An 18,134-nucleotide genomic window follows, 5' to 3' on the forward strand; every position below is an offset into this window, starting at 1 on the left:
TTTCATGGCAAATAGTCCAAAAACAGTACCCACGAAAAAGAGTGTCACCAAGTTTATTGCTGATGTCGAAAGCGACACGAGGCGCGAGGATGCAAAAACCCTCCTTGCGCTGATGAAAGAAGTTACCGGTGACCCGGCGGTCATGTGGGGACCGTCAATAATCGGGTTTGGTCAGTACCATTATTGTTATGACAGTGGCCATGAAGGTGATTTCTTCGTCGTTGGATTCAGCCCTCGAAAAGCCCATCAGGTTTTATATGTGCTTGGGTGGATGGATGACGAAGATCCTTTGCTTGAGCGCCTGGGCAGGTACAAGCGCGGCAAGGCGTGTTTATACATAAACCGGCTCGCCCATATTGATCTCGGCGTTCTCGAGAAGATCATCAAAACGTCATATCGTGAGACGAAAAAGATATGGCCGAATTGAGGCGTTGATCAAACCTCTATCACAACGGTGTGCGCCTACTTTTAACCGTAATTCAGTCAATCTATCTCCGTCTTTCCAGCGCAATATGACAATGGGGTCATAGATCTGGGGAGATTGATATGAACTACTTACTCGGAGCAAGTGATGCTCGTTACGATGTCCGGCCAGAGGGCGAATTTCGCTCAAATTGGGGCGGACCCATTGGAAACATCTCGGCCTGCGTAAAAGACGTGTCCCAAGGCGCTTGCGCTGGGTTTTTGTCGCTAATGGGGGCAACCCATCTGACTGGCGGCGAAGGTCTGGGGTCCGTCAGTAGCAATATCGGGTTTCTCGATCAGATTTGGTCATCGCTCGCCGTTAATGGCATGGCGGGACCGGTCGAATTGCTAGCCGGTATTGCCCTGTTTCTGGCGGCACGCCGTACGATTTCGCGGACCCTTGGCCTTGGCTTGTTCATTGCCTTTATTGCGGCTCAGGCGAACGGATATGACGTTTCAGACATGTTGAAGCTCTTATCCAACCTGCTGAAAAGCGCCGCTGGCGCGCTCGAACAGATCCCGGTTGCTGAGACGACAGCCTAAGGCAGGGCGAAAGGTCGAGCCAAAGCTAATTTCGGTTGGTTTCTTGTAGAATCCCGCCGCTTACGGCTATAGACCGTGGCTTGTCCTAGGAAAGTCCACGCATGTCTCGCATCCTTATTACTTCCGCACTGCCTTATATCAATGGTATCAAGCATTTGGGGAACCTGGTGGGTTCCATGCTGCCCGCAGATGTCTATGCGCGTTTTCAGCGCCAGCGCGGTCAGGACGTCCTCTATATCTGCGCGACCGATGAACACGGAACCCCAGCCGAATTGGCGGCGCGCGCATCAGGGCAGGATGTCGAAGACTATTGCCGCGAACAATATGAGATTCAGCGCGACGCTGGCGCGCGCTTTGGGCTTTCTTTCGATCATTTTGGCCGTTCTTCTAGCCCCGCCAATCACCGTTTGACCCAACATTTTGCGAAAGTGCTCGAAGATAACGGCTTGATCGAAGAGCGCACCGACCGACAGGTCTATTCCGTTGATGATGAGCGATTTTTGCCTGACCGCTATGTTGAGGGCACATGCCCGCATTGCGATTACGAAAAAGCGCGCGGCGATCAATGCGATAATTGCGGCCGATTGCTCGATCCGATCGATTTGAAGGAGCCTTATTCGGCGATCTCCGGGTCGAAGAATGTTGAAATTCGCGAAACCCGGCATCTCTATTTGCTGCAGGCACAGATGCAGGAGAAAATCGCAGACTGGGTCGCATCTAAGCCGAACTGGCCGCAATTGACGAAATCGATTGCGCAAAAATGGCTGAAAGAGGGACTGAGGGACCGTTCAATTACTCGTGATCTGAAATGGGGGATTCCGGTCGCCTACGAAGGCAAGGCGCGCCCCGGTTTCGAAAATAAAGTCTTTTACGTGTGGTTTGACGCGCCGATCGAATATATCGCTGCGACGGAAACATGGGCCGATAAAAATAGCGGCGACTGGGAAAGCTGGTGGCGCACAGACAAGGGCGCTGATGACGTGCGCTATGTCCAATTCATGGGCAAAGATAATGTTGCGTTCCATACGGTCAGCTTCCCTGCAACAATTCTGGGATCGCAAGAGCCTTGGAAAACCGTAGACGCGCTTAAATCTCTAAACTGGCTCACATGGTATGGCGGTAAGTTTTCGACCAGCCAAAATCGCGGCATTTTCATGGATCAGGCGCTCGACCTTCTGCCTGCGGATTATTGGCGTTGGCATTTGATGGCGAATGCGCCTGAATCCGATGATGCGTCATTCACGCTCGAACATTTCGCGAGTGTTGTGAACAAAGACCTTGCGGATGTTCTTGGAAACTTCGTCAATCGTATTACGCGTTTCTGTATCGCGCGCTTTGGTGAGGAAGTACCGAGTGAAGGTAGCTATGGCGATGCGGAGAATGCGTTAATCAAGGAGCTTGATGAACGTATTGCTGCCTATACGGATAATTTGGAGAATATGGAGTTCCGCAAGGCATTCACGGAATTGCGTGCAATCTGGGTTGCCGGGAACGAATATCTTCAGGTTGCGGCCCCGTGGACCACGATCAAGGAAGACCGCGAAAAGGCGGCAGCATCCGTGCGCTGTGCGCTGAACCTCATTCCACTATTCGCCAGCCTCTCGCGCCCGGTTATTCCATTCACGTCCGACAAGATGTTTGCAATTTTCGGTCTAGACCCCGAGAGCGCATCCGCTTGGCCAAAGGACGCCAAAACCGCGCTTTCATTCCTGAAGGGCGGCGAGAAATTTGCGCCGGCAGAAGTATTGTTTGCCAAGATCGAAGACGATACCGTTGAAGAGTGGCGTCAGAAATTTGGTGCCGAATAGGGGGAGATTTATGCGGCGTTTGCTCGCTATTTTCGCATGCCTCATTTTCGTTACGGCGTGTTCGCCGGACGCTGAACGCGCAGCGCCAGTCCCGGCAGCGGGGCCAAAAGTCGAGGTTGTAACCGGCTTGATGGCTGCGTTTAATGCCCATGATGCCGATAAGATGCGCGAATATTGGCACTCAGACGTGACCTGGATTGAAATCACCGGGCAGCAATCGAGTGTCGTTACATCGACGGCGGCACAGCTCCACACAGAGCTAATTGCCTATTTCGAGGCCTATCCCTCTGTGTCATCCAAGCTTGATAACATCTCTGTAAACGGTAACTTCGTCACCGCAATTGAGCGTCCCGTATGGGAAGTGGCCGGTGAACGGAAAAGCCAAGCCTCTGTGGTTGTCTATGAAATCATAGATGGAAAGGTAAAACGGTTCTGGTACTTCCCGCCGCAATAAGGAAGTACGACCATGATGAAAGATTTGTTTTCGCTCAAAGGGCGCGTTGCGCTCATTACCGGCGGGTCGCGCGGCATTGGCAAGATGATCGCCCGCGGATTTCTGGAGCAGGGTGCAAAGGTCTATATCACTGCACGCAAAGCCCCGGCCTGTGACCAGACAGCCGAAGAGCTTTCAGCCTATGGCACATGTATTTCTTTGCCTCATGATGTTTCGACCGTTGAAGGATGCAAGTCACTTGCGTCTGATTTTTTAACGCACGAAAATTCTCTCGACATTCTGGTGAACAATGCCGGTGCTGCGTGGGGCGAGCCGTTTGCTGAGTTTCCCGAAAACGGTTGGGATAAGGTCATGGACCTCAACGTGAAGTCGCTCTTTTTCCTGACGCAGGCGCTTCACGATGCACTTAAGAAGAATGCTTCAGCGGATAATCTCAGCAAAGTTATTAATATCGCGTCTATTGATGGGATACGGATCAACCCGTGGGAGACTTATTCCTATCAGGCATCGAAAGCGGCGGTCATTCATTTGACGCGCCGTATGGCTGCGCGGCTCATTGATGACCATATCGGCGTTAGCGGAATCGCGCCCGGTGCCTTTGCCTCTGAGATGAACAAAGCTGCCAAAGACCATGGGGACAGCATTTCGAAATTCATTCCGGCAAAGCGGATTGGCCGGGATTCTGATATGGCAGGGGCTGCGGTCTTCCTCGCGTCACGGGCAGGAGACTATGTCATTGGCGATACGCTCGCTGTTGATGGAGGCGTGGCCTATTCCAATATCGCGCAGGTCTAAGCCGCGTCCATTCGAATAAATCCGATTGACTGAAAAGGCGGACTGTGTTCGCCTTTCGGTCGGTTATTCACGTAAATTTTGAGGGACCACAATGAAAAAATACTTGCTTGGCGCGGCCGCACTTCTCCTGACATGCCTTCCGGCCCATGCGGATGATTTGGCGGATGCGGTTGATCAGGACTACGAGTATATTTTCAATCTTTACAAGCACTTCCATGAAAATCCGGAGCTTTCCTTTAAAGAAAGCGAAAGCGCAAAACGCATGGCGGCGGAACTTGAGCCGCTAGGGTTCGACGTCACAACTGGCTTTGGTGACAAATGGGCCAAGGAAAAAGCCAAGCGCGATGCGGGGCAGGTCTATGAAGGTGTTGGGGGCTATGGTCTCGTTGCCGTGATGAAAAATGGCGAAGGGCCGACGGTTATGCTGCGCGCGGATATGGACGCGTTGCCACTCGAAGAAAAAACCGGGCTTCCCTTTGCGTCGAAAGTCGTCTCGCAAGATTATTTAGGTCAGACCGTACCCGTCATGCATGCCTGCGCGCATGATAGCCATATGGCAATTCTGATTGGGGCGGCGCGTCGCCTCGCGGAAATGAAAGATCAATGGTCCGGAACCTTGGTGCTTATCGGTCAGCCTGCGGAAGAATTGGGGCTCGGCGCGCTCGCGATGCTCGAAGCCGGGCTTTATGACAAATTCCCGAAACCCGATTATGTCCTCGCAACTCATACGTCCGGTTGGGACCCTGCGGGTGATATAGCTTACACACCCGGTTGGGCGCTCGCGAATGTCGATAGCGTTGATATCTTCGTAAAGGGGATCGGCGCACATGGCTCTGCGCCGCAAATGGGCAAGGACCCGATCGTCATTTCCTCGCAGATCGTCAACGCGCTTCAAACATTGGTCTCGCGCGAGCTTGATCCGTTGGATTCAGGTGTCGTGACTGTTGGTGCATTTCAGGCCGGATACAAACACAACATCATTCCCGACGAGGCGCATCTTCAGATCACCGTTCGTTCCTATGAGGACAATGTTCGGGCAAAACTCCTCGAAGGAATTGAGCGAATTGCAATTGCCCAGGCAAAATCGGCGGGTCTGCCCGATGATTTAATGCCAGTCGTAAGGTTCGAAGATGAATACACGCCTTCGACGTTTAATAATGAAGAGCTGACGTCGCGCGTCATGGGCGCTGTCGCAGCGGAGCTGGGACCTGAGCGAGTTTATGAACGTGCGCCAAGTATGGGCGGCGAAGATTTCGGTCAGTTTACGCGGACTGCCGAAAATATCCCGACCTTGATTTTCTGGACAGGCGGGAATGATCCGAAAGCTATGAAAGCCGCTCGCGAAGGCAAGGGGCCGTTGCCGCCGGCCAATCACTCGCCATATTTTGCACCGATCCCGGAGCCGACCCTTAAAACCGGTGTTCACGCAATGACCATCGGCGCATTAGAGCTGTTGCAAAAGAACTAGGTTATTTCTGTTCAAGCAATAGCTTGCCTTCGCGCTCTACCTTGCCGGCGACGGTCTCCGCGATTGTCGCCAGCATGCCGGGTAACACCGCTTCGATGCGGATATGCTGCGGGAAAATATCAATCGATCCGACAATATTTTGTCCCAGACCCTTGGCGGTAAATGCCAGGCGATCCTCGCTCGTCCACTCCTCTTGAAATTTGAACATCACACCGCCGGTCATCGCGCTTTTGAGTTTGTCAAAACCATCGCGAACGCGCTTGCGCGCTTCGTCTTTGCCGAGATCATGGGAAATCGTAATCGTGACAGGTCGTGCCATTAAGCGTCTCCTTAGCAAGTGCACAACAAGTGGGGATGATCAGTATTGATTCAACCAAGAGGTGAGCGCGCTTTCACGAAGTACTCTGTGCAAATAAACACTGAATGGTGTAGGGTCCCGCGGGGTTAAACGCTAAGGGGCTAAATAAGTATGAGAGTAATCATTACGCTAATTTCGTTAGCGGCGCTGGGCTGCGCCCTAACAATTGGTTTTGCAGGACCGGGCACCCAAATGGGATGGTGGGATTATGGTACCGGGCTTGGCTTAATCAGACAGGTCTCCGCGCCAATACAAATTACTGAGGGTATCGGCATATCGCCGATCTTTACCTTGGCGGGGCTCGCCGCAATTGGCGGTATAATTGCGCTTATAATACGGCCACGGGGGCTTGGCGTATTTGCAATTGTTTGTGCGTTGGTTGCATTTGGTGCTGCGCAGGTGCCGCTTAAAATGCGTGCGTTGGTCGAGGCAAACCCGTTTATTCATGACATAACGACGGATTTTGATAACCCGCCGCCGATCATCGCCGGTGCATCGAAAGAGCGCAAAAACCCGCCGGAATATGTGGGCGATAGCTTGGTATCCAGATCAGAAATGACGGTGGCTGAAGCACAGGCGGAAGCCTTCCCTGATCTGAAGCCGGTCAAATTCAATGCGGCATTAGATGAAACCCGGGAAATAGTTCGCCACATCATCGAAGAGATGAATATGGAAATCCTTGATGAAACGCTGAATGATGACGGTTGGTTGATCGAAGCGGAATTCAAATCAAAGTGGTTTGGTTTTTACGACGATTTTGTCGTGCGCCTGTCGCCAGAGGGATCATTGACCCGTGTTGACGTTCGTTCAAAGTCGCGGGTCGGCGGCTCTGATTTGGGCGCAAATGCAGCGCGTATCAAAACCTTTTTCGAAAAACTGAAAGAAGCGCAACCGATTTAATCGGTTGGCGGATTAATAAGCGTGCCATTAGCGGCGACCGAGTCATCATAGATGACATTTGCCCCTAATAGGCGCGCTTTATTTTCTAAAAGGAGCTTGAGACACGCCGGATAGAGCTTGTGTTCTTGCTCTAGAATTCGCGCGGCCAATGTTTCTTCCGTATCACCCGGTAAAACCGGCACTGCGGCTTGCCCGATAATTGGTCCCGCATCGACATCAGCCGATACAAAATGCACCGTACAGCCTGCGATTTTCACGCCTGCCTGTATCATTCGCTCATGGACATGCAGTCCTTCAAATGACGGAAGTAGCGACGGGTGGATGTTGATCAATCTTCCGCGCCAGTCATTCGCAAAGCCCGCGGTCAATACCCGCATGAAACCCGCGAGGCAGATGAAATCGATCTTGGCTGTTTTAAGCGCATGATTAAGCGCCGCTTCGAAATCGTCACGGGATTCGAAAACCTTGTGATCGACAACTTCAATAGGGATGCCCGCTTTTGTTGCGCGTTCAAGCCCACCCGCTTTGGGGCGGTTCGAAATCACAAGCGCGATTTCACCGGGGAAATCCGGCTGCGCAGCGGCGTCGATAAGCGCCTGAAGATTGCTACCGCGACCAGAAATTAAGACTGCAATTTTGGTCCGCGCCATTACGCGTCTTTCCCATTGCTTGCCACGATATCGCCAATGACGCGCGCGTCTTCGCCTGAGGCCTTTAATTTTGCCAGCGTATCATTGACGGCGTCGGGCGCACAAACAACGACGCCCCCAATGCCGCAATTAAAGGTTCGGCGCATATCGCTTTCGCCTAGCGAGCCGGCTTCTTTTAACCACGCGAACAAGGGCGGCAAAGTCAGCGCGCCCTCGTCATAGCGCGGGGTGACGTCGTCACTCATGACGCGGGGTGTATTATCGGTCAGGCCGCCGCCAGTGATATGCGCGAAGGCTTTAACGCGCTCATCATCGAGCAAAGGCAGAATGCTTTTCACATAGATCCGGGTTGGCGCGATCAGGGCTTCGCCGAGGCTACGGGTGTTATCGAAAGGCGCAGGCGCATCATATTGCGCGCCGCTATCGCTGACGATTTTGCGAATGAGAGAATAGCCATTTGAATGTGCGCCCGAGGATGCAAGCCCGATCATCACGTCACCGGCTTCGACTTTCCGCGGCAAAAGCCGGTCACGTTCGGCCGCACCGACACAGAACCCCGCAAGGTCATATTCGCCGTCCCCGTACATGCCGGGCATTTCGGCGGTTTCGCCGCCAATCAATGCGCAGCCAGCTTGGCCGCAGCCATCGGCGATACCAGCAACGACGCTAGCCGCGGTGCCTTCGTCTAGCTTGCCGGTTGCGAAATAGTCGAGGAAGAAGAGCGGTTCAGCGCCCTGAGCAAGAACATCGTTTACGCACATGGCGACAAGGTCGACACCAATCGTTCCGTGCATGCCGGTTTCGGAGGCGATTTTCAGCTTGGTGCCAACGCCATCGGTACCTGAAACGAGAATGGGATCTTTGAACCCAGCCGCTTTGAGGTCGAACATGCCGCCAAAGCCGCCCAATGCTGCATCAGCGCCGGGCCGTGCCGTCGCCCGCGCCAAAGGGCCAATGACCTTTATCAGGCGATCTCCAGCATCAATATCTACGCCAGCTTTTTTATATGCGTCGCTCATATTCGCCTTGGGGTTAGGGGGCTTGAAATATTTGCGCTCTCCTAACCGTTGCCGGGGGTGCCGCGCAAGGTCGAAAGCCCAGAGATTAGCTCAAAGCTAGGAGTTTCGGGCGAGTTTTGCCGGTTTCCCCGATTGATTGGCCCCTGAACGGAAAATCATTGTGCGGCACCGCGATTCGGGGTCGTTTCCGGGCGCAAGGGCCGCTATAAATTGCCATAATCGAGCATTAAGACGGTTCTATCCTTGGGGAATACGCGAAAAAGCGGAGTATTTGATGACGATTTTACGGATTTCAGCGGCGTTTTGCGCGGCAATTCTGGCGATTATCGGGTCCGCTTTGGCGGCGGGTGACGATGTTTTCGTTGTCCCGCGGGTGACCGTACAGGCCCAAGCCGACAACGCGACTGCGGCCAAGCTGATTGCACAGCGATCAGGTCGGCGTCACGCGTTACAGCTCTTATTGCGCCGCCTGACCGTCGAGGAAGATTGGCCCTATTTGCCGCGCTTTGCGTCTGAAACTTCCGAAGTGTCGCCTACAGGCCCAGAAGATTTTTCAATGCTGGCGGAGCGCACAGTCCTGACGCTTGATCATTCGATGCTCGAAGCGCTTGAATCCGGTTTCGAAGTTTATAACGAGAAAAGTTCTGCACGGACCTATCGCGCCTATATCACCTACCGGTTCAAACCTGCGGCGATCCGGAAATTATTGCGCGACGCACAAATCCCATACTCCGAAGCGCAAACCCGGATGGCGTTGGTGCTGCCAGTCCTTGAAACCCAAAACGGGCTTTACCTTTGGGAAGAGAATAATCCGTGGATGGCCGCGTGGAAGGTTCGTCCTTACAACAATGAATTAACCCCGATGACGGCACCGCTCGGCGACCTAGAAGATGCGTCGACCATAAGCCCCCGTCAGGCACTCGCGCTAAACGAAGAAGCGCTCGCGGCGATGGCAGAGCGGTATTCCGTCAGTCAGGTGATCGTCGCCCACGCATTTCTCAAACAGGTCGATGGCCAACATCAATTGCGCGTGCGTCTTGTGAATGGTTTCCGCGAGTCTGCTGATTTCTCCGCCGACGCTGAGCTATCGCAGATCAATACCGCGCCGGGTCAGTTTGGCTTTGACGATGTACAGCAGGGGCCGACAACTAATGCTTTTGCGCCCGCCCAAGTTGGCGACGTTCTGGCGCAAGCCTTGTTTAATCGCGAAGCGGGGAATTTCCCGGCGCTTGCGGAAGAGGCCATCGAAGTCGTGATCGCAAAACACGCGAAACCGTGGAAGGAGCGTACGCTCATCGATCATACGGAAGCCGCATTGCTCGAAGCGAGTGCGTTTTTCAACTCGCTCGGTGATTGGACGAAGATTCGCTCCGCGTTGATTTCAACGCCGCTTGTTGGTTCGGTTCAGGTTCGCTCATTGTCGCGCACCGGGGCAGAGATGTTGATCCGCGCTTATGGCGATCCGGATAAATTGATCGTTGCTATGGAAGCGCAAGGCCTTGCCCTTTGGACCGAAGACGGCGTGAGCTGGATGATCGCAACGCCATCAACCGCGCAGCGCGTCCGGGAAAAACAACGCAATCGGCGAAATCGTTTCGGCGAATATCAAAATGGTGCTTTACCCGTGCAGCCAGCGGCGTATGAAGGGCAACCGGATCCGCGGTATTAAACCGAGGATTAAAAACAACACAATTGAGATCTGAAGAGATGCGCAGCAGTCAATCAATGCGTCAACTTTCGCTCGCCCTGCCGGAAAACAATCCGAAGATGGATCGAGCGTCTTTTGTTCGCGCAGCATCCAACGAAGTGGCTTGGCGTACCGGAACTGCATGGTTGCATTCCGAAGAGCCAGCGCTGGTGATTTGCGGGCCATCCGGTGCCGGTAAAAATCACTTGGCATCGGCGCTTGTGGAAGGGTGTGAATTTTTCCAAACAACAGCCGAAGCGATGGCAGATGGGACGGGTACGTATAAAACGTCACTGGTTATCGTCGATGATATGCCTGCGGTCGATCCGCGCGCGTTTTTGACAGCGTTCGAAACCGGCATTTCGTCCGGGCATCGGTTTTTGTTGATCGGCGAGGGACATCCATCGGTCTGGGCGCTGGGCCTCAAAGATTTACGGACCCGACTCGAAGCCGCACCGCGTGCGGTTTTGGCTGACCCGGATGAAACCTTGCTCCGTGCCGTCATGGCAAAAGGTTTTCGCGATCGTCAGGTCGCTGTAAGTGACACTGTGATCGAATATGTTGCACCGCGCATTCCGTGCACTTTTGCGGCTGCACACGGATTTGTCGCCCTTGCAGACCGAACTGCACTCGAAGAAAACCGAAAAATAACCACACCTTTCGTACAAAAGCTCCTTGATAACCTTTCTGAAGGCGATTGAACGTCATAAGTAAGGTGTTGAAAATTTCAGGGAGCGTTTGCGTTGGCAGCAGATGATGGCATTGCGGGAAGCGTTACGGGATCGGCTTTAATCACGCCAGATTCGCCGAACCGTTTCATCAATCGAGAATTGTCCTGGTTGTCTTTCAATAGCCGGGTTCTCGAAGAGGCATTCAATCCCCAACATCCGCTTTTGGAACGACTTCGCTTTTTGTCGATCTCGGCTAGCAATCTTGATGAATTTTTCATGGTTCGCGTGGCTGGTCTTAGGGGACAAGTGCGCGAAGGGGTTGTGGCGCTCAGCCAGGAAGGCATGACGCCGCAAGAGCAGCTCAATATGATCTCGGAGCATGCGGCGGCCTTGATGGCCGAGCAGCAACGATGCTGGCGCGAGCTAAAGCCACTTATGCGTGATGCGGGCGTCGTTATCCTTGGTGATGAGGACGAGCTGACCGATGAGGAAGCCGCTTGGCTCGAAAATGAATTCCATACGAATATTTTCCCGATCCTGACACCGCTGGCGCTTGATCCAGCGCATCCATTTCCGTTTGTGCCTAATCTTGGTTTTGTTCTTTGTTTTGATCTTAAACGCGCTGACGGACAGCCGCTCGAAGCAATCTTGCCGGTACCGGTCAAGATTGGCCGTTTCATTCGCCTGCCTGATCGGCCATCATCGGATGATACGCGCTCGCCGGCGCGTTTTATATCGCTTGAAAAAACGATTGTTCGATTCATCAATAGCGTTTTCCCAGGGTTTGAAATCGTAGCGCATGGCGCATTTCGCGTTTTGCGCGACTCCGATGTTGAGGTCGAAGAAGAAGCCGAAGACCTCGTGCGCGTTTTCGAAACCATGCTCAAACGTCGCCGCCGGGGTGATGCGATCCGTGTCAAGATTGATGCGCGGACACCGGAACATTTGCGCGAGTTGATCCGCGAGCGCCTTCAGGCGACACCACAAGATGTAATTTATGTGGACGGTATTTTGGGCCTTGCGCAGTCAAGCGAGTTGATACCCTCAGACCGTCCGGATCTGCAGTTCGAGCCTTTTGAGCCGCGCTTCCCGGAGCGTATCCGCGAGCATGGCGGCGATTGTTTTTCTGCTATTCGTGCAAAAGATATTCTCGTCCACCATCCATATGAATCTTTTGATGTGGTGGTGCAGTTTCTCAAACAAGCCGCCGCCGATCCTAAAGTGGTCGCAATCAAGCAAACACTTTACCGGACGTCAAAACAATCACCGATCGTCGAGGCGCTAATCGAAGCCGCGGAAGCCGGTAAAAATGTAACCGCGCTGGTCGAATTGAAAGCGCGGTTTGACGAAGAAGCAAATATTCGATGGGCGCGCGCATTAGAGCGCGCTGGCGTAAATGTGGTCTATGGCTTCCTAGAATATAAAACCCACGCCAAGCTCTCGCTCGTTGTTCGCCAAGAGGCAGACGGCGCGCGAACATATGCGCATGTGGGAACGGGCAACTATCATCCGATCACGGCGAAAATTTATACCGACCTTTCGCTGTTCACCTGCGATCCCGCCATTGGCCGGGACGCTGCAAAGGTATTCAACTTTATTACCGGTTACGCAGCCCCGGATGCGTTTGAGAAGTTTGCGGTAGCGCCGTTGAATGCGCGCGAGCACATAACAAAGTTGATTAACCGCGAAATTCGCAATGCCAAAAAAGGCAAGCCGGGCGCAATCTGGATGAAGATGAATGCGCTCGTTGATGGTGAATTGATCGATAAGCTTTATGAAGCATCGAATGCTGGTGTTCAGGTCGATCTGATTGTTCGGGGTATTTGCTGTTTACGGCCCGGTGTTCCCGGCTTATCCGAGAACATCCGTGTCAAGAGTATTGTTGGTCGCTATCTTGAACATGCGCGGATTTATGCGTTTGGTGCTGGTGACGCGCTGCCGAACCCGCAGGCGAAAATATTTGTCGCTTCCGCAGATCTGATGCCGAGAAATCTCAACCGCCGGGTCGAGGTCTTTTGCCCTGTGGAAAACCCGACGGTCCATAGCCAAATTCTGGATTATATCCTCGTTGGGAATTTAAATGATGAGGCGCAAAGCTGGCGTCTTAAGGCTGATGGGTCATATGAACGGGTCGCCGCCGTCAAGAAGGCTGGTGGTGATTCCGATAGCGAGAGCTTCAATATTCACACCTATATGATGACCAATGCCTCGCTTTCTGGCCGCGGTGCATCAATTGAATATAACGCGCCGAAAGAATTGAAGCGCCGGAAATAAACGCACTAAGTGCGAATCGCGAAATGCTGTATATCGTCGTCATGTATAGAAATCGGGATTGACGGGGATAATGGAGAACGTCACGACCATTGCGCCAGAAACGACGCCGCGCGAGAAAAGACGTGCCGTTATTGATATTGGCTCAAATTCCGTGCGTTTGGTGGTTTACGACGGGCCGGCGCGCGCGCCCATTCCAATTTGCAACGAAAAATCGCTCTGTGGTCTGGGGCGCGATATGACCCCCGAAGGCGGATTAAACCCGTCTGCGGTCGAGGATGCGCTCGCGACATTGGCGCGGTTTCGCCATGTGCTTGATGATCTGGGAAACCCGCCCGTGCGGGCAATCGCCACCTCTGCCGTGAGAGAGGCCCATGATGGGCCGCAATTTGTCGAGGCCGCGCGTGCCCTTGGCTTTGATGTAGATGTGGTGACCGGCAAAGAAGAGGGCGAGTTGGCGGCGCTGGGCGTTCTTTCGGTCGAGCCCGGGGCGACTGGCCTTGTGGGCGATATGGGCGGCGGCAGTCTTGAGCTTGCAGTCTTGAATAAAGGCAGCCTCAAAGACCGCGGTAGTTTGCCCATCGGCCCGCTTAGTCTGATGCATGATGTGGGGGCTGATTTTAAGCAGGCCCAGAAAATCATTGATAAACATCTTGCGGGCGCAAAGTTCATCAAATCGGGAGCGTTCGATACGCTCTATTCTGTTGGCGGCGCGTGGCGCGCAGTTGCCCGAATTCATATGTCGATCCGAGGATATCCGCTTCAGGTTCTACAACATTATGAAATGACAGCGGCACAAACCATCGAAGTTTGCAATTTGATTGCCCGCCAAAGTCGCCAGTCTCTCGAAGAAATAGAGGGCATCCCGCGCAGGCGTCTTGATACCTTGCCCTATGCGTCAACTGTTCTGAAAACCGTCATTCAACGCTATGGCATCAAGCATGTCATCATCTCAAGCGGCGGCGTCCGTGAAGGGCTGCTCTATCAAAAACTGTCCAAGGCAGTTCGCAAACAAGATCCGTTTCATGTGGCGTGCAGGTTTTATGCGGACCGGTTATCGCCTGATCCGGCATTTGGTGCAGCCGCCTATCAGGTTATTGAACCTCTCTTTGTAGAGAGCAACGGCGCGCATCAACGATTGCGTTATGGCGCAAGCCTATTGTGTGACATTGGGGCTTATTTCCATCCGGAAATGCGGGGGCGTCACGCATTTGATACCGCGCTTCGCTCTCCTTTTGTGGGGGTAACCCATAAAGAGCGGCTGTGGACCGCGCTGGCCTTATTTCACCGCCATCAAGGGCGCTCATCGACACCGCCCAATGAAGAAGCAATGTCTTTATTGTCAGACGAAGAGCGAACCAGCGCTACGCAATATGGGCTGGCATTGCGGTTTATCTCCGCGCTTGCGCCGAAAAGCGCGACATCACTTGAAGGCTGTACGCTCGAAAAGCGCGACGATGAAATCATCTTCCGCGCTCCAAATGATCGCAAGGCGCTCATGGGCGAAACACCGCGACGGCGGTTTGTATCATTGGCATCCGCCTTTGAAGCAAATGCCGGTGAGATCTACGACGACTAACTTTTTCGGAAACGGTCCAATCCGGTCACCCGCTCATAGAGGCGGTCGGAGATTCCCGAAGGAAGCATGTTGCGTAGTGCCAATAGGCCCATCTTGCTTTTGGGTATGGTGTAGCGCGCTTCTGGTCGGCGCGCGGTCAATGCATCGTGAACAGCCTCGGCAACGATGATTGGTGAGGGCGCGGTGGGATGGCCTTTCGCATGCCACGCCTTGAAGGTCCTGACCTGATCCGCATAGGGGCCGTTTGTTGCGAACCTATCTAGTGCGTCTTGTTGGTCTTGGCCCATCGCGGTGTTGATGAAGACTGGGCGAATGACACTGACTTTTATTCCGTGCGGAGCGACTTCGCGGCGTAACGAATCGGACATGCCCTCAAGTGCATGTTTCGATGCCGCATATGGGCTTTGGAATGCCGCCGCGATGCGTCCGGAAATAGAGCCGATATTGATGATCCGCCCACGGCCGGCCTCGCGCATTTGAGGCAATACAGAGCGGGTCAGGGCGACAACGCCGAATAGATTGACCTCGAATTGCTTGCGCCAGTCATCGAGACTGAGTTCTTCGAAGGGGCCAATAACGGATATGCCGGCATTGTTCACAAGGCCGAAGAGCGTGTTTCCCTCCGAGCGAATGCGGTCCAACGCATCATTGATTGAGGATTGATCGGTTACATCCATCGCAACCGGATGGATACGGCCCGAACCGAGCGCAGAGAGCTGGTTCAGTTTTTCGATCCGCCGAGCGGCCGCAAAGACCTTAAATCCCTTGTGGGCGAGATGTACCGCAGTGGCTTCGCCAATGCCGCTTGATGCGCCGGTTACGAGGATGGATTGGTGCACGCGCTGATTCCTGATGGCTTTCGGTGGACTTTATCGCGCCAGCCGGATTTGCGCAAAGCGCATAAAGAAGGCGCGACAGTGAACCTGTCGCGCCAACTTAGAGCAGTTGCGGGCGGGGAGGGGTACTGCTCTTAAGCTGTTTTTTTACGCCGCGATGCGAAGCCAAGTCCGGCGATACCGGATAGCAGCAATGGAAGCGCAGCGGGGATCGGCACTTCACTTACCGCGGCATTGATATTGAAGTTGTAATCAGGAAGCGCAGCCCCTGAGTTCAAGAATGCAATACCGTCGATTGAGAAATTCACTGCCGCGTCAGAAACGAACGACAGGAAGAAAGACTGTAGTGCAACACCGCCATCGGTCGTGCCATCACTGTTCGTTACGGTAAAAGAACCGAGAGACGTCACACCTTGGAAAAACTCGATCGTTAGATCGGAGAAGCCAGCAGCGACGGCCGACTGGCCAGCGAGAATCTCATCGAATGCTACGTCGACAAAAACGTCAGCGCCAGCAAGACCAGGCGCGATGGCAAAGCTGCCCTCAGCGGAATATGGTCCCGGGGTTACGTCATCGTCTTGGATTGCGATCGGATTAGAAACGGACAAAGGTCCGCCATCTGTAATCTCGCACGTACCAACGGTGCAGGGTGCAGCGTTAGCGGCGAAAGGCGCAATCGATAGTGCAGCCGTAGCAGCTAAAAGCTTTAGTGTATTCATAACGAAGTCCACCTCATTTACTATAGGATGTGTGGGCAACAGGGCGGATCGCTAATAGTTCACGGAAAATCCGAAAAAGTTCCGATTTTTTTTAAATTGTACTTTTAACCAGAATTTGGTTGCACGTGTTCGCGCAATCGTTGCGCAAACAAGCAAAACACAAGTCAGTTTCTAAACTGACCCGTGTAATGACGAAAATTTAAATCGGAAATTCTGCTAAACTAAACGGGATCGTTTAACCGCTGCTTCGATGAACGACGCGAATAGCGGATGCGGTTCGAACGGACGCGACTTCAATTCCGGATGGTATTGTACGCCGATAAACCACGGATGGTCCGGGATCTCCATGATCTCCGGGAGTTTGCCGTCAGGCGACGTTCCCGAGAAGATGACGCCATGTTCCGCCAAACGTTCCGCCCACGCCATATCGACTTCGAAACGATGTCGGTGGCGCTCAACAATTTCTTCCGTGCCATAGGCTTCGGCAACGCGGCTGCCGGGTTTCAGCTTGGCTGTATAGGCACCGAGGCGCATGGTACCGCCTAGATCGCTGTCCTGAGAGCGCGTGACGGTCTCATTGCCTTGGATCCATTCGGTCATAAGGCCCACAATCGGCTTACAGTCTTGCGTAAATTCGGTGGAGCTGGCTTCGCTTTCACCCACAAGGTTTCTTGCGGCTTCAATGACGGCCATCTGCATGCCGAAGCAAATGCCGAAATAGGGAATTTCCTTCTCGCGCGCGAATTGGGCCGCTTTGATTTTGCCTTCCGCACCGCGCTCGCCAAAGCCGCCCGGTACGAGAATGCCATGAACGCCTTCAAGCGCTGAGATGGCTTCTTCTTCTTTTTCAAAGACGTCGGATTCGATCCATTCAATATTGACGCGCACATTATTGGCGATACCGCCATGGGCGATCGCTTCGATCAGTGATTTGTAGGCGTCTTTGAGGACCGTATATTTTCCGACGACGGCAATCGTGACTTCGCCGTCAGGGACGGTGATGCGCTCAACGATGTTCTTCCAGCCATCAAGTTTCGGCTCTGGCGGATTGCGCACGCCGAAGGCATCCAGAATTTCCCGGTCAAAGCCTTCGCGATGATAGCTAAGCGGCACTTCGTAAATCGTCCGGCAATCAAGCGCCTGAACAACCGCCGTTGAACGGACATTACAGAACAGCGCGATCTTTGAGCGTTCGCTTTCCGGGATCTCTCGATCCGCACGCACCAAAAGAACATCCGGCTGAATACCAATCGCCCGCAATTCCCGAACCGAGTGTTGCGTCGGTTTGGTTTTTAGTTCGCCTGCAGACGGAATATACGGCATCAAGGTCAGGTGAAGATAAACCGCATCGCCGCGCGGCAATTCATTGCCCAATTGGCGAATAGCCTCAAAGAACGGCAGCGCTTCAATATCGCCCACCGTGCCGCCAATTTCACAAAGTACAAAATCTGCGCCGCCGGCATCACCCAGCACGAAGGATTTAATCGCATCCGTGACATGAGGGATGACCTGAACCGTCGCGCCCAAATAATCGCCGCGCCGTTCGCGTTCGATGATCTGGGAATAGATCTGTCCTGTCGTGATGTTGTCGCTCTTGGAGGCAGATACGCCCGTAAAGCGTTCATAATGCCCAAGGTCGAGATCGGTTTCCGCTCCGTCATCCGTGACGAAAACTTCACCGTGCTGATAGGGCGACATGGTGCCAGGGTCTACATTGAGATAAGGGTCTAGCTTCCGCAAACGGACCTTATAGCCGCGTGCCTGAAGCAACGCACCCAAGGCCGCAGAAGCAACACCTTTTCCAAGAGACGACACCACGCCGCCGGTAATGAATATGTACCGCGCCATGGAAGCCCGTCTTACCGAAGAATTCGGCCCAATCAAACTGAATTTTCAGAGAAACTGAAAAAG

17 protein-coding genes are annotated in these 18,134 nt (G+C 53.5%); 11 read left to right on the forward strand and 6 right to left on the reverse strand.

Going from position 1 to position 18,134, the window contains the following annotated elements; all coding sequences use genetic code 11:
* Positions 1 to 4 precede the first annotated feature (4 nt).
* The 6 genes from ABFZ83_RS03355 (at position 5) to ABFZ83_RS03380 (ending at position 5,533) form a co-directional block, all read left to right on the forward strand.
* Complete coding sequence (locus ABFZ83_RS03355) at positions 5 to 427, forward strand: DUF1801 domain-containing protein (protein WP_411818016.1); 423 nt, start codon at positions 5 to 7, stop codon at positions 425 to 427.
* 119 nt (positions 428 to 546) lie between these two features.
* On the forward strand, positions 547 to 1,008 hold the full coding sequence (locus ABFZ83_RS03360; RefSeq protein ID WP_411818017.1) for a hypothetical protein: 462 nt from the start codon (positions 547 to 549) through the stop codon (positions 1,006 to 1,008).
* 101 nt (positions 1,009 to 1,109) lie between these two features.
* A complete protein-coding gene (metG, locus tag ABFZ83_RS03365) occupies positions 1,110 to 2,816 on the forward strand; it encodes a methionine--tRNA ligase (RefSeq protein ID WP_411818018.1) in 1,707 nt (568 codons plus the stop codon).
* Positions 2,817 to 2,826: 10 nt separating this feature from the next.
* On the forward strand, positions 2,827 to 3,270 hold the full coding sequence (locus ABFZ83_RS03370) for a nuclear transport factor 2 family protein (protein ID WP_411818019.1): 444 nt from the start codon (positions 2,827 to 2,829) through the stop codon (positions 3,268 to 3,270).
* A gap of 12 nt (positions 3,271 to 3,282) precedes the next feature.
* Complete coding sequence (locus tag ABFZ83_RS03375) at positions 3,283 to 4,065, forward strand: SDR family oxidoreductase (RefSeq protein WP_411818020.1); 783 nt, start codon at positions 3,283 to 3,285, stop codon at positions 4,063 to 4,065.
* A gap of 91 nt (positions 4,066 to 4,156) precedes the next feature.
* Complete coding sequence (locus ABFZ83_RS03380; RefSeq protein WP_411818021.1) at positions 4,157 to 5,533, forward strand: amidohydrolase; 1,377 nt, start codon at positions 4,157 to 4,159, stop codon at positions 5,531 to 5,533.
* Between the two features lies 1 nt (position 5,534).
* On the opposite strand, the gene ABFZ83_RS03385 is transcribed toward ABFZ83_RS03380, so the two are convergent.
* Positions 5,535 to 5,852: a polyhydroxyalkanoic acid system family protein gene (locus tag ABFZ83_RS03385; protein ID WP_411818022.1), complete on the reverse strand. Its 318-nt coding sequence runs from the start codon at positions 5,850 to 5,852 to the stop codon at positions 5,535 to 5,537.
* Between the two features lie 150 nt (positions 5,853 to 6,002).
* Here ABFZ83_RS03385 and ABFZ83_RS03390 point away from each other — a divergent pair, with 150 nt between their 5' ends.
* Complete coding sequence (locus tag ABFZ83_RS03390) at positions 6,003 to 6,791, forward strand: DUF1499 domain-containing protein (protein WP_411818023.1); 789 nt, start codon at positions 6,003 to 6,005, stop codon at positions 6,789 to 6,791.
* Here the strand turns inward: ABFZ83_RS03390 and purN are convergent.
* Together purN and purM are read right to left on the reverse strand one after the other, a co-directional pair.
* Positions 6,788 to 7,441, reverse strand: a complete 654-nt coding sequence (purN, locus tag ABFZ83_RS03395; protein ID WP_411818024.1) for a phosphoribosylglycinamide formyltransferase — start codon at positions 7,439 to 7,441, stop codon at positions 6,788 to 6,790. The genes ABFZ83_RS03390 and purN overlap by 4 nt on opposite strands.
* Complete coding sequence (purM, locus tag ABFZ83_RS03400) at positions 7,441 to 8,460, reverse strand: phosphoribosylformylglycinamidine cyclo-ligase (protein WP_411818025.1); 1,020 nt, start codon at positions 8,458 to 8,460, stop codon at positions 7,441 to 7,443. The genes purN and purM overlap by 1 nt, the downstream gene beginning before the upstream one ends.
* 274 nt (positions 8,461 to 8,734) lie before the next feature.
* On the opposite strand from purM, the gene ABFZ83_RS03405 reads away from it, so the two are divergent.
* The 4 genes from ABFZ83_RS03405 (at position 8,735) to ABFZ83_RS03420 (ending at position 14,668) form a co-directional block, all read left to right on the forward strand.
* A complete protein-coding gene (locus ABFZ83_RS03405) occupies positions 8,735 to 10,129 on the forward strand; it encodes a DUF2066 domain-containing protein (protein WP_411818026.1) in 1,395 nt (464 codons plus the stop codon).
* A 38-nt stretch (positions 10,130 to 10,167) separates the two neighbouring features.
* On the forward strand, positions 10,168 to 10,848 hold the full coding sequence (locus ABFZ83_RS03410) for a hypothetical protein (protein ID WP_411818027.1): 681 nt from the start codon (positions 10,168 to 10,170) through the stop codon (positions 10,846 to 10,848).
* A 42-nt stretch (positions 10,849 to 10,890) separates the two neighbouring features.
* On the forward strand, positions 10,891 to 13,092 hold the full coding sequence (locus ABFZ83_RS03415) for an RNA degradosome polyphosphate kinase (protein ID WP_411818028.1): 2,202 nt from the start codon (positions 10,891 to 10,893) through the stop codon (positions 13,090 to 13,092).
* A 70-nt stretch (positions 13,093 to 13,162) separates the two neighbouring features.
* Complete coding sequence (locus ABFZ83_RS03420; RefSeq protein ID WP_411818029.1) at positions 13,163 to 14,668, forward strand: Ppx/GppA family phosphatase; 1,506 nt, start codon at positions 13,163 to 13,165, stop codon at positions 14,666 to 14,668.
* Here the strand turns inward: ABFZ83_RS03420 and ABFZ83_RS03425 are convergent.
* From ABFZ83_RS03425 to ABFZ83_RS03435, 3 genes are all read right to left on the reverse strand, one after another.
* On the reverse strand, positions 14,665 to 15,507 hold the full coding sequence (locus ABFZ83_RS03425; protein ID WP_411818030.1) for an SDR family oxidoreductase: 843 nt from the start codon (positions 15,505 to 15,507) through the stop codon (positions 14,665 to 14,667). The two genes, ABFZ83_RS03420 and ABFZ83_RS03425, sit on opposite strands and share 4 nt — an antisense overlap.
* A gap of 131 nt (positions 15,508 to 15,638) precedes the next feature.
* Positions 15,639 to 16,223, reverse strand: coding sequence for a VPLPA-CTERM sorting domain-containing protein (locus tag ABFZ83_RS03430; protein ID WP_411818031.1), 585 nt, complete (start codon positions 16,221 to 16,223; stop codon positions 15,639 to 15,641).
* A 216-nt stretch (positions 16,224 to 16,439) separates the two neighbouring features.
* On the reverse strand, positions 16,440 to 18,071 hold the full coding sequence (locus ABFZ83_RS03435; RefSeq protein WP_411818032.1) for a CTP synthase: 1,632 nt from the start codon (positions 18,069 to 18,071) through the stop codon (positions 16,440 to 16,442).
* Between the last annotated feature and the right edge of the window lie 63 nt (positions 18,072 to 18,134).

Origin of the sequence: Hyphococcus formosus (assembly GCF_046736345.1) — a bacterium.
In the GTDB taxonomy this organism is placed as follows: Bacteria; Pseudomonadota; Alphaproteobacteria; order Caulobacterales; family Parvularculaceae; genus Hyphococcus; species Hyphococcus formosus.

What these genes read in the sequence shown, in the direction of transcription:
- purM (WP_411818025.1), bottom strand. Translation starts at nt 8,460, where the DNA reads ATGAGCGACGCATATAAAAAAGCTGGCGTAGATATTGATGCTGGAGAT.
- ABFZ83_RS03375 (WP_411818020.1), top strand. Translation starts at nt 3,283, where the DNA reads ATGATGAAAGATTTGTTTTCGCTCAAAGGGCGCGTTGCGCTCATTACC.
- ABFZ83_RS03420 (WP_411818029.1), top strand. Translation starts at nt 13,163, where the DNA reads ATGGAGAACGTCACGACCATTGCGCCAGAAACGACGCCGCGCGAGAAA.
- ABFZ83_RS03370 (WP_411818019.1), top strand. Translation starts at nt 2,827, where the DNA reads ATGCGGCGTTTGCTCGCTATTTTCGCATGCCTCATTTTCGTTACGGCG.
- purN (WP_411818024.1), bottom strand. Translation starts at nt 7,441, where the DNA reads ATGGCGCGGACCAAAATTGCAGTCTTAATTTCTGGTCGCGGTAGCAAT.
- ABFZ83_RS03355 (WP_411818016.1), top strand. Translation starts at nt 5, where the DNA reads ATGGCAAATAGTCCAAAAACAGTACCCACGAAAAAGAGTGTCACCAAG.
- ABFZ83_RS03385 (WP_411818022.1), bottom strand. Translation starts at nt 5,852, where the DNA reads ATGGCACGACCTGTCACGATTACGATTTCCCATGATCTCGGCAAAGAC.
- ABFZ83_RS03360 (WP_411818017.1), top strand. Translation starts at nt 547, where the DNA reads ATGAACTACTTACTCGGAGCAAGTGATGCTCGTTACGATGTCCGGCCA.
- ABFZ83_RS03410 (WP_411818027.1), top strand. Translation starts at nt 10,168, where the DNA reads ATGCGCAGCAGTCAATCAATGCGTCAACTTTCGCTCGCCCTGCCGGAA.
- ABFZ83_RS03430 (WP_411818031.1), bottom strand. Translation starts at nt 16,223, where the DNA reads ATGAATACACTAAAGCTTTTAGCTGCTACGGCTGCACTATCGATTGCG.
- ABFZ83_RS03390 (WP_411818023.1), top strand. Translation starts at nt 6,003, where the DNA reads ATGAGAGTAATCATTACGCTAATTTCGTTAGCGGCGCTGGGCTGCGCC.
- metG (WP_411818018.1), top strand. Translation starts at nt 1,110, where the DNA reads ATGTCTCGCATCCTTATTACTTCCGCACTGCCTTATATCAATGGTATC.
- ABFZ83_RS03435 (WP_411818032.1), bottom strand. Translation starts at nt 18,071, where the DNA reads ATGGCGCGGTACATATTCATTACCGGCGGCGTGGTGTCGTCTCTTGGA.
- ABFZ83_RS03380 (WP_411818021.1), top strand. Translation starts at nt 4,157, where the DNA reads ATGAAAAAATACTTGCTTGGCGCGGCCGCACTTCTCCTGACATGCCTT.
- ABFZ83_RS03405 (WP_411818026.1), top strand. Translation starts at nt 8,735, where the DNA reads ATGACGATTTTACGGATTTCAGCGGCGTTTTGCGCGGCAATTCTGGCG.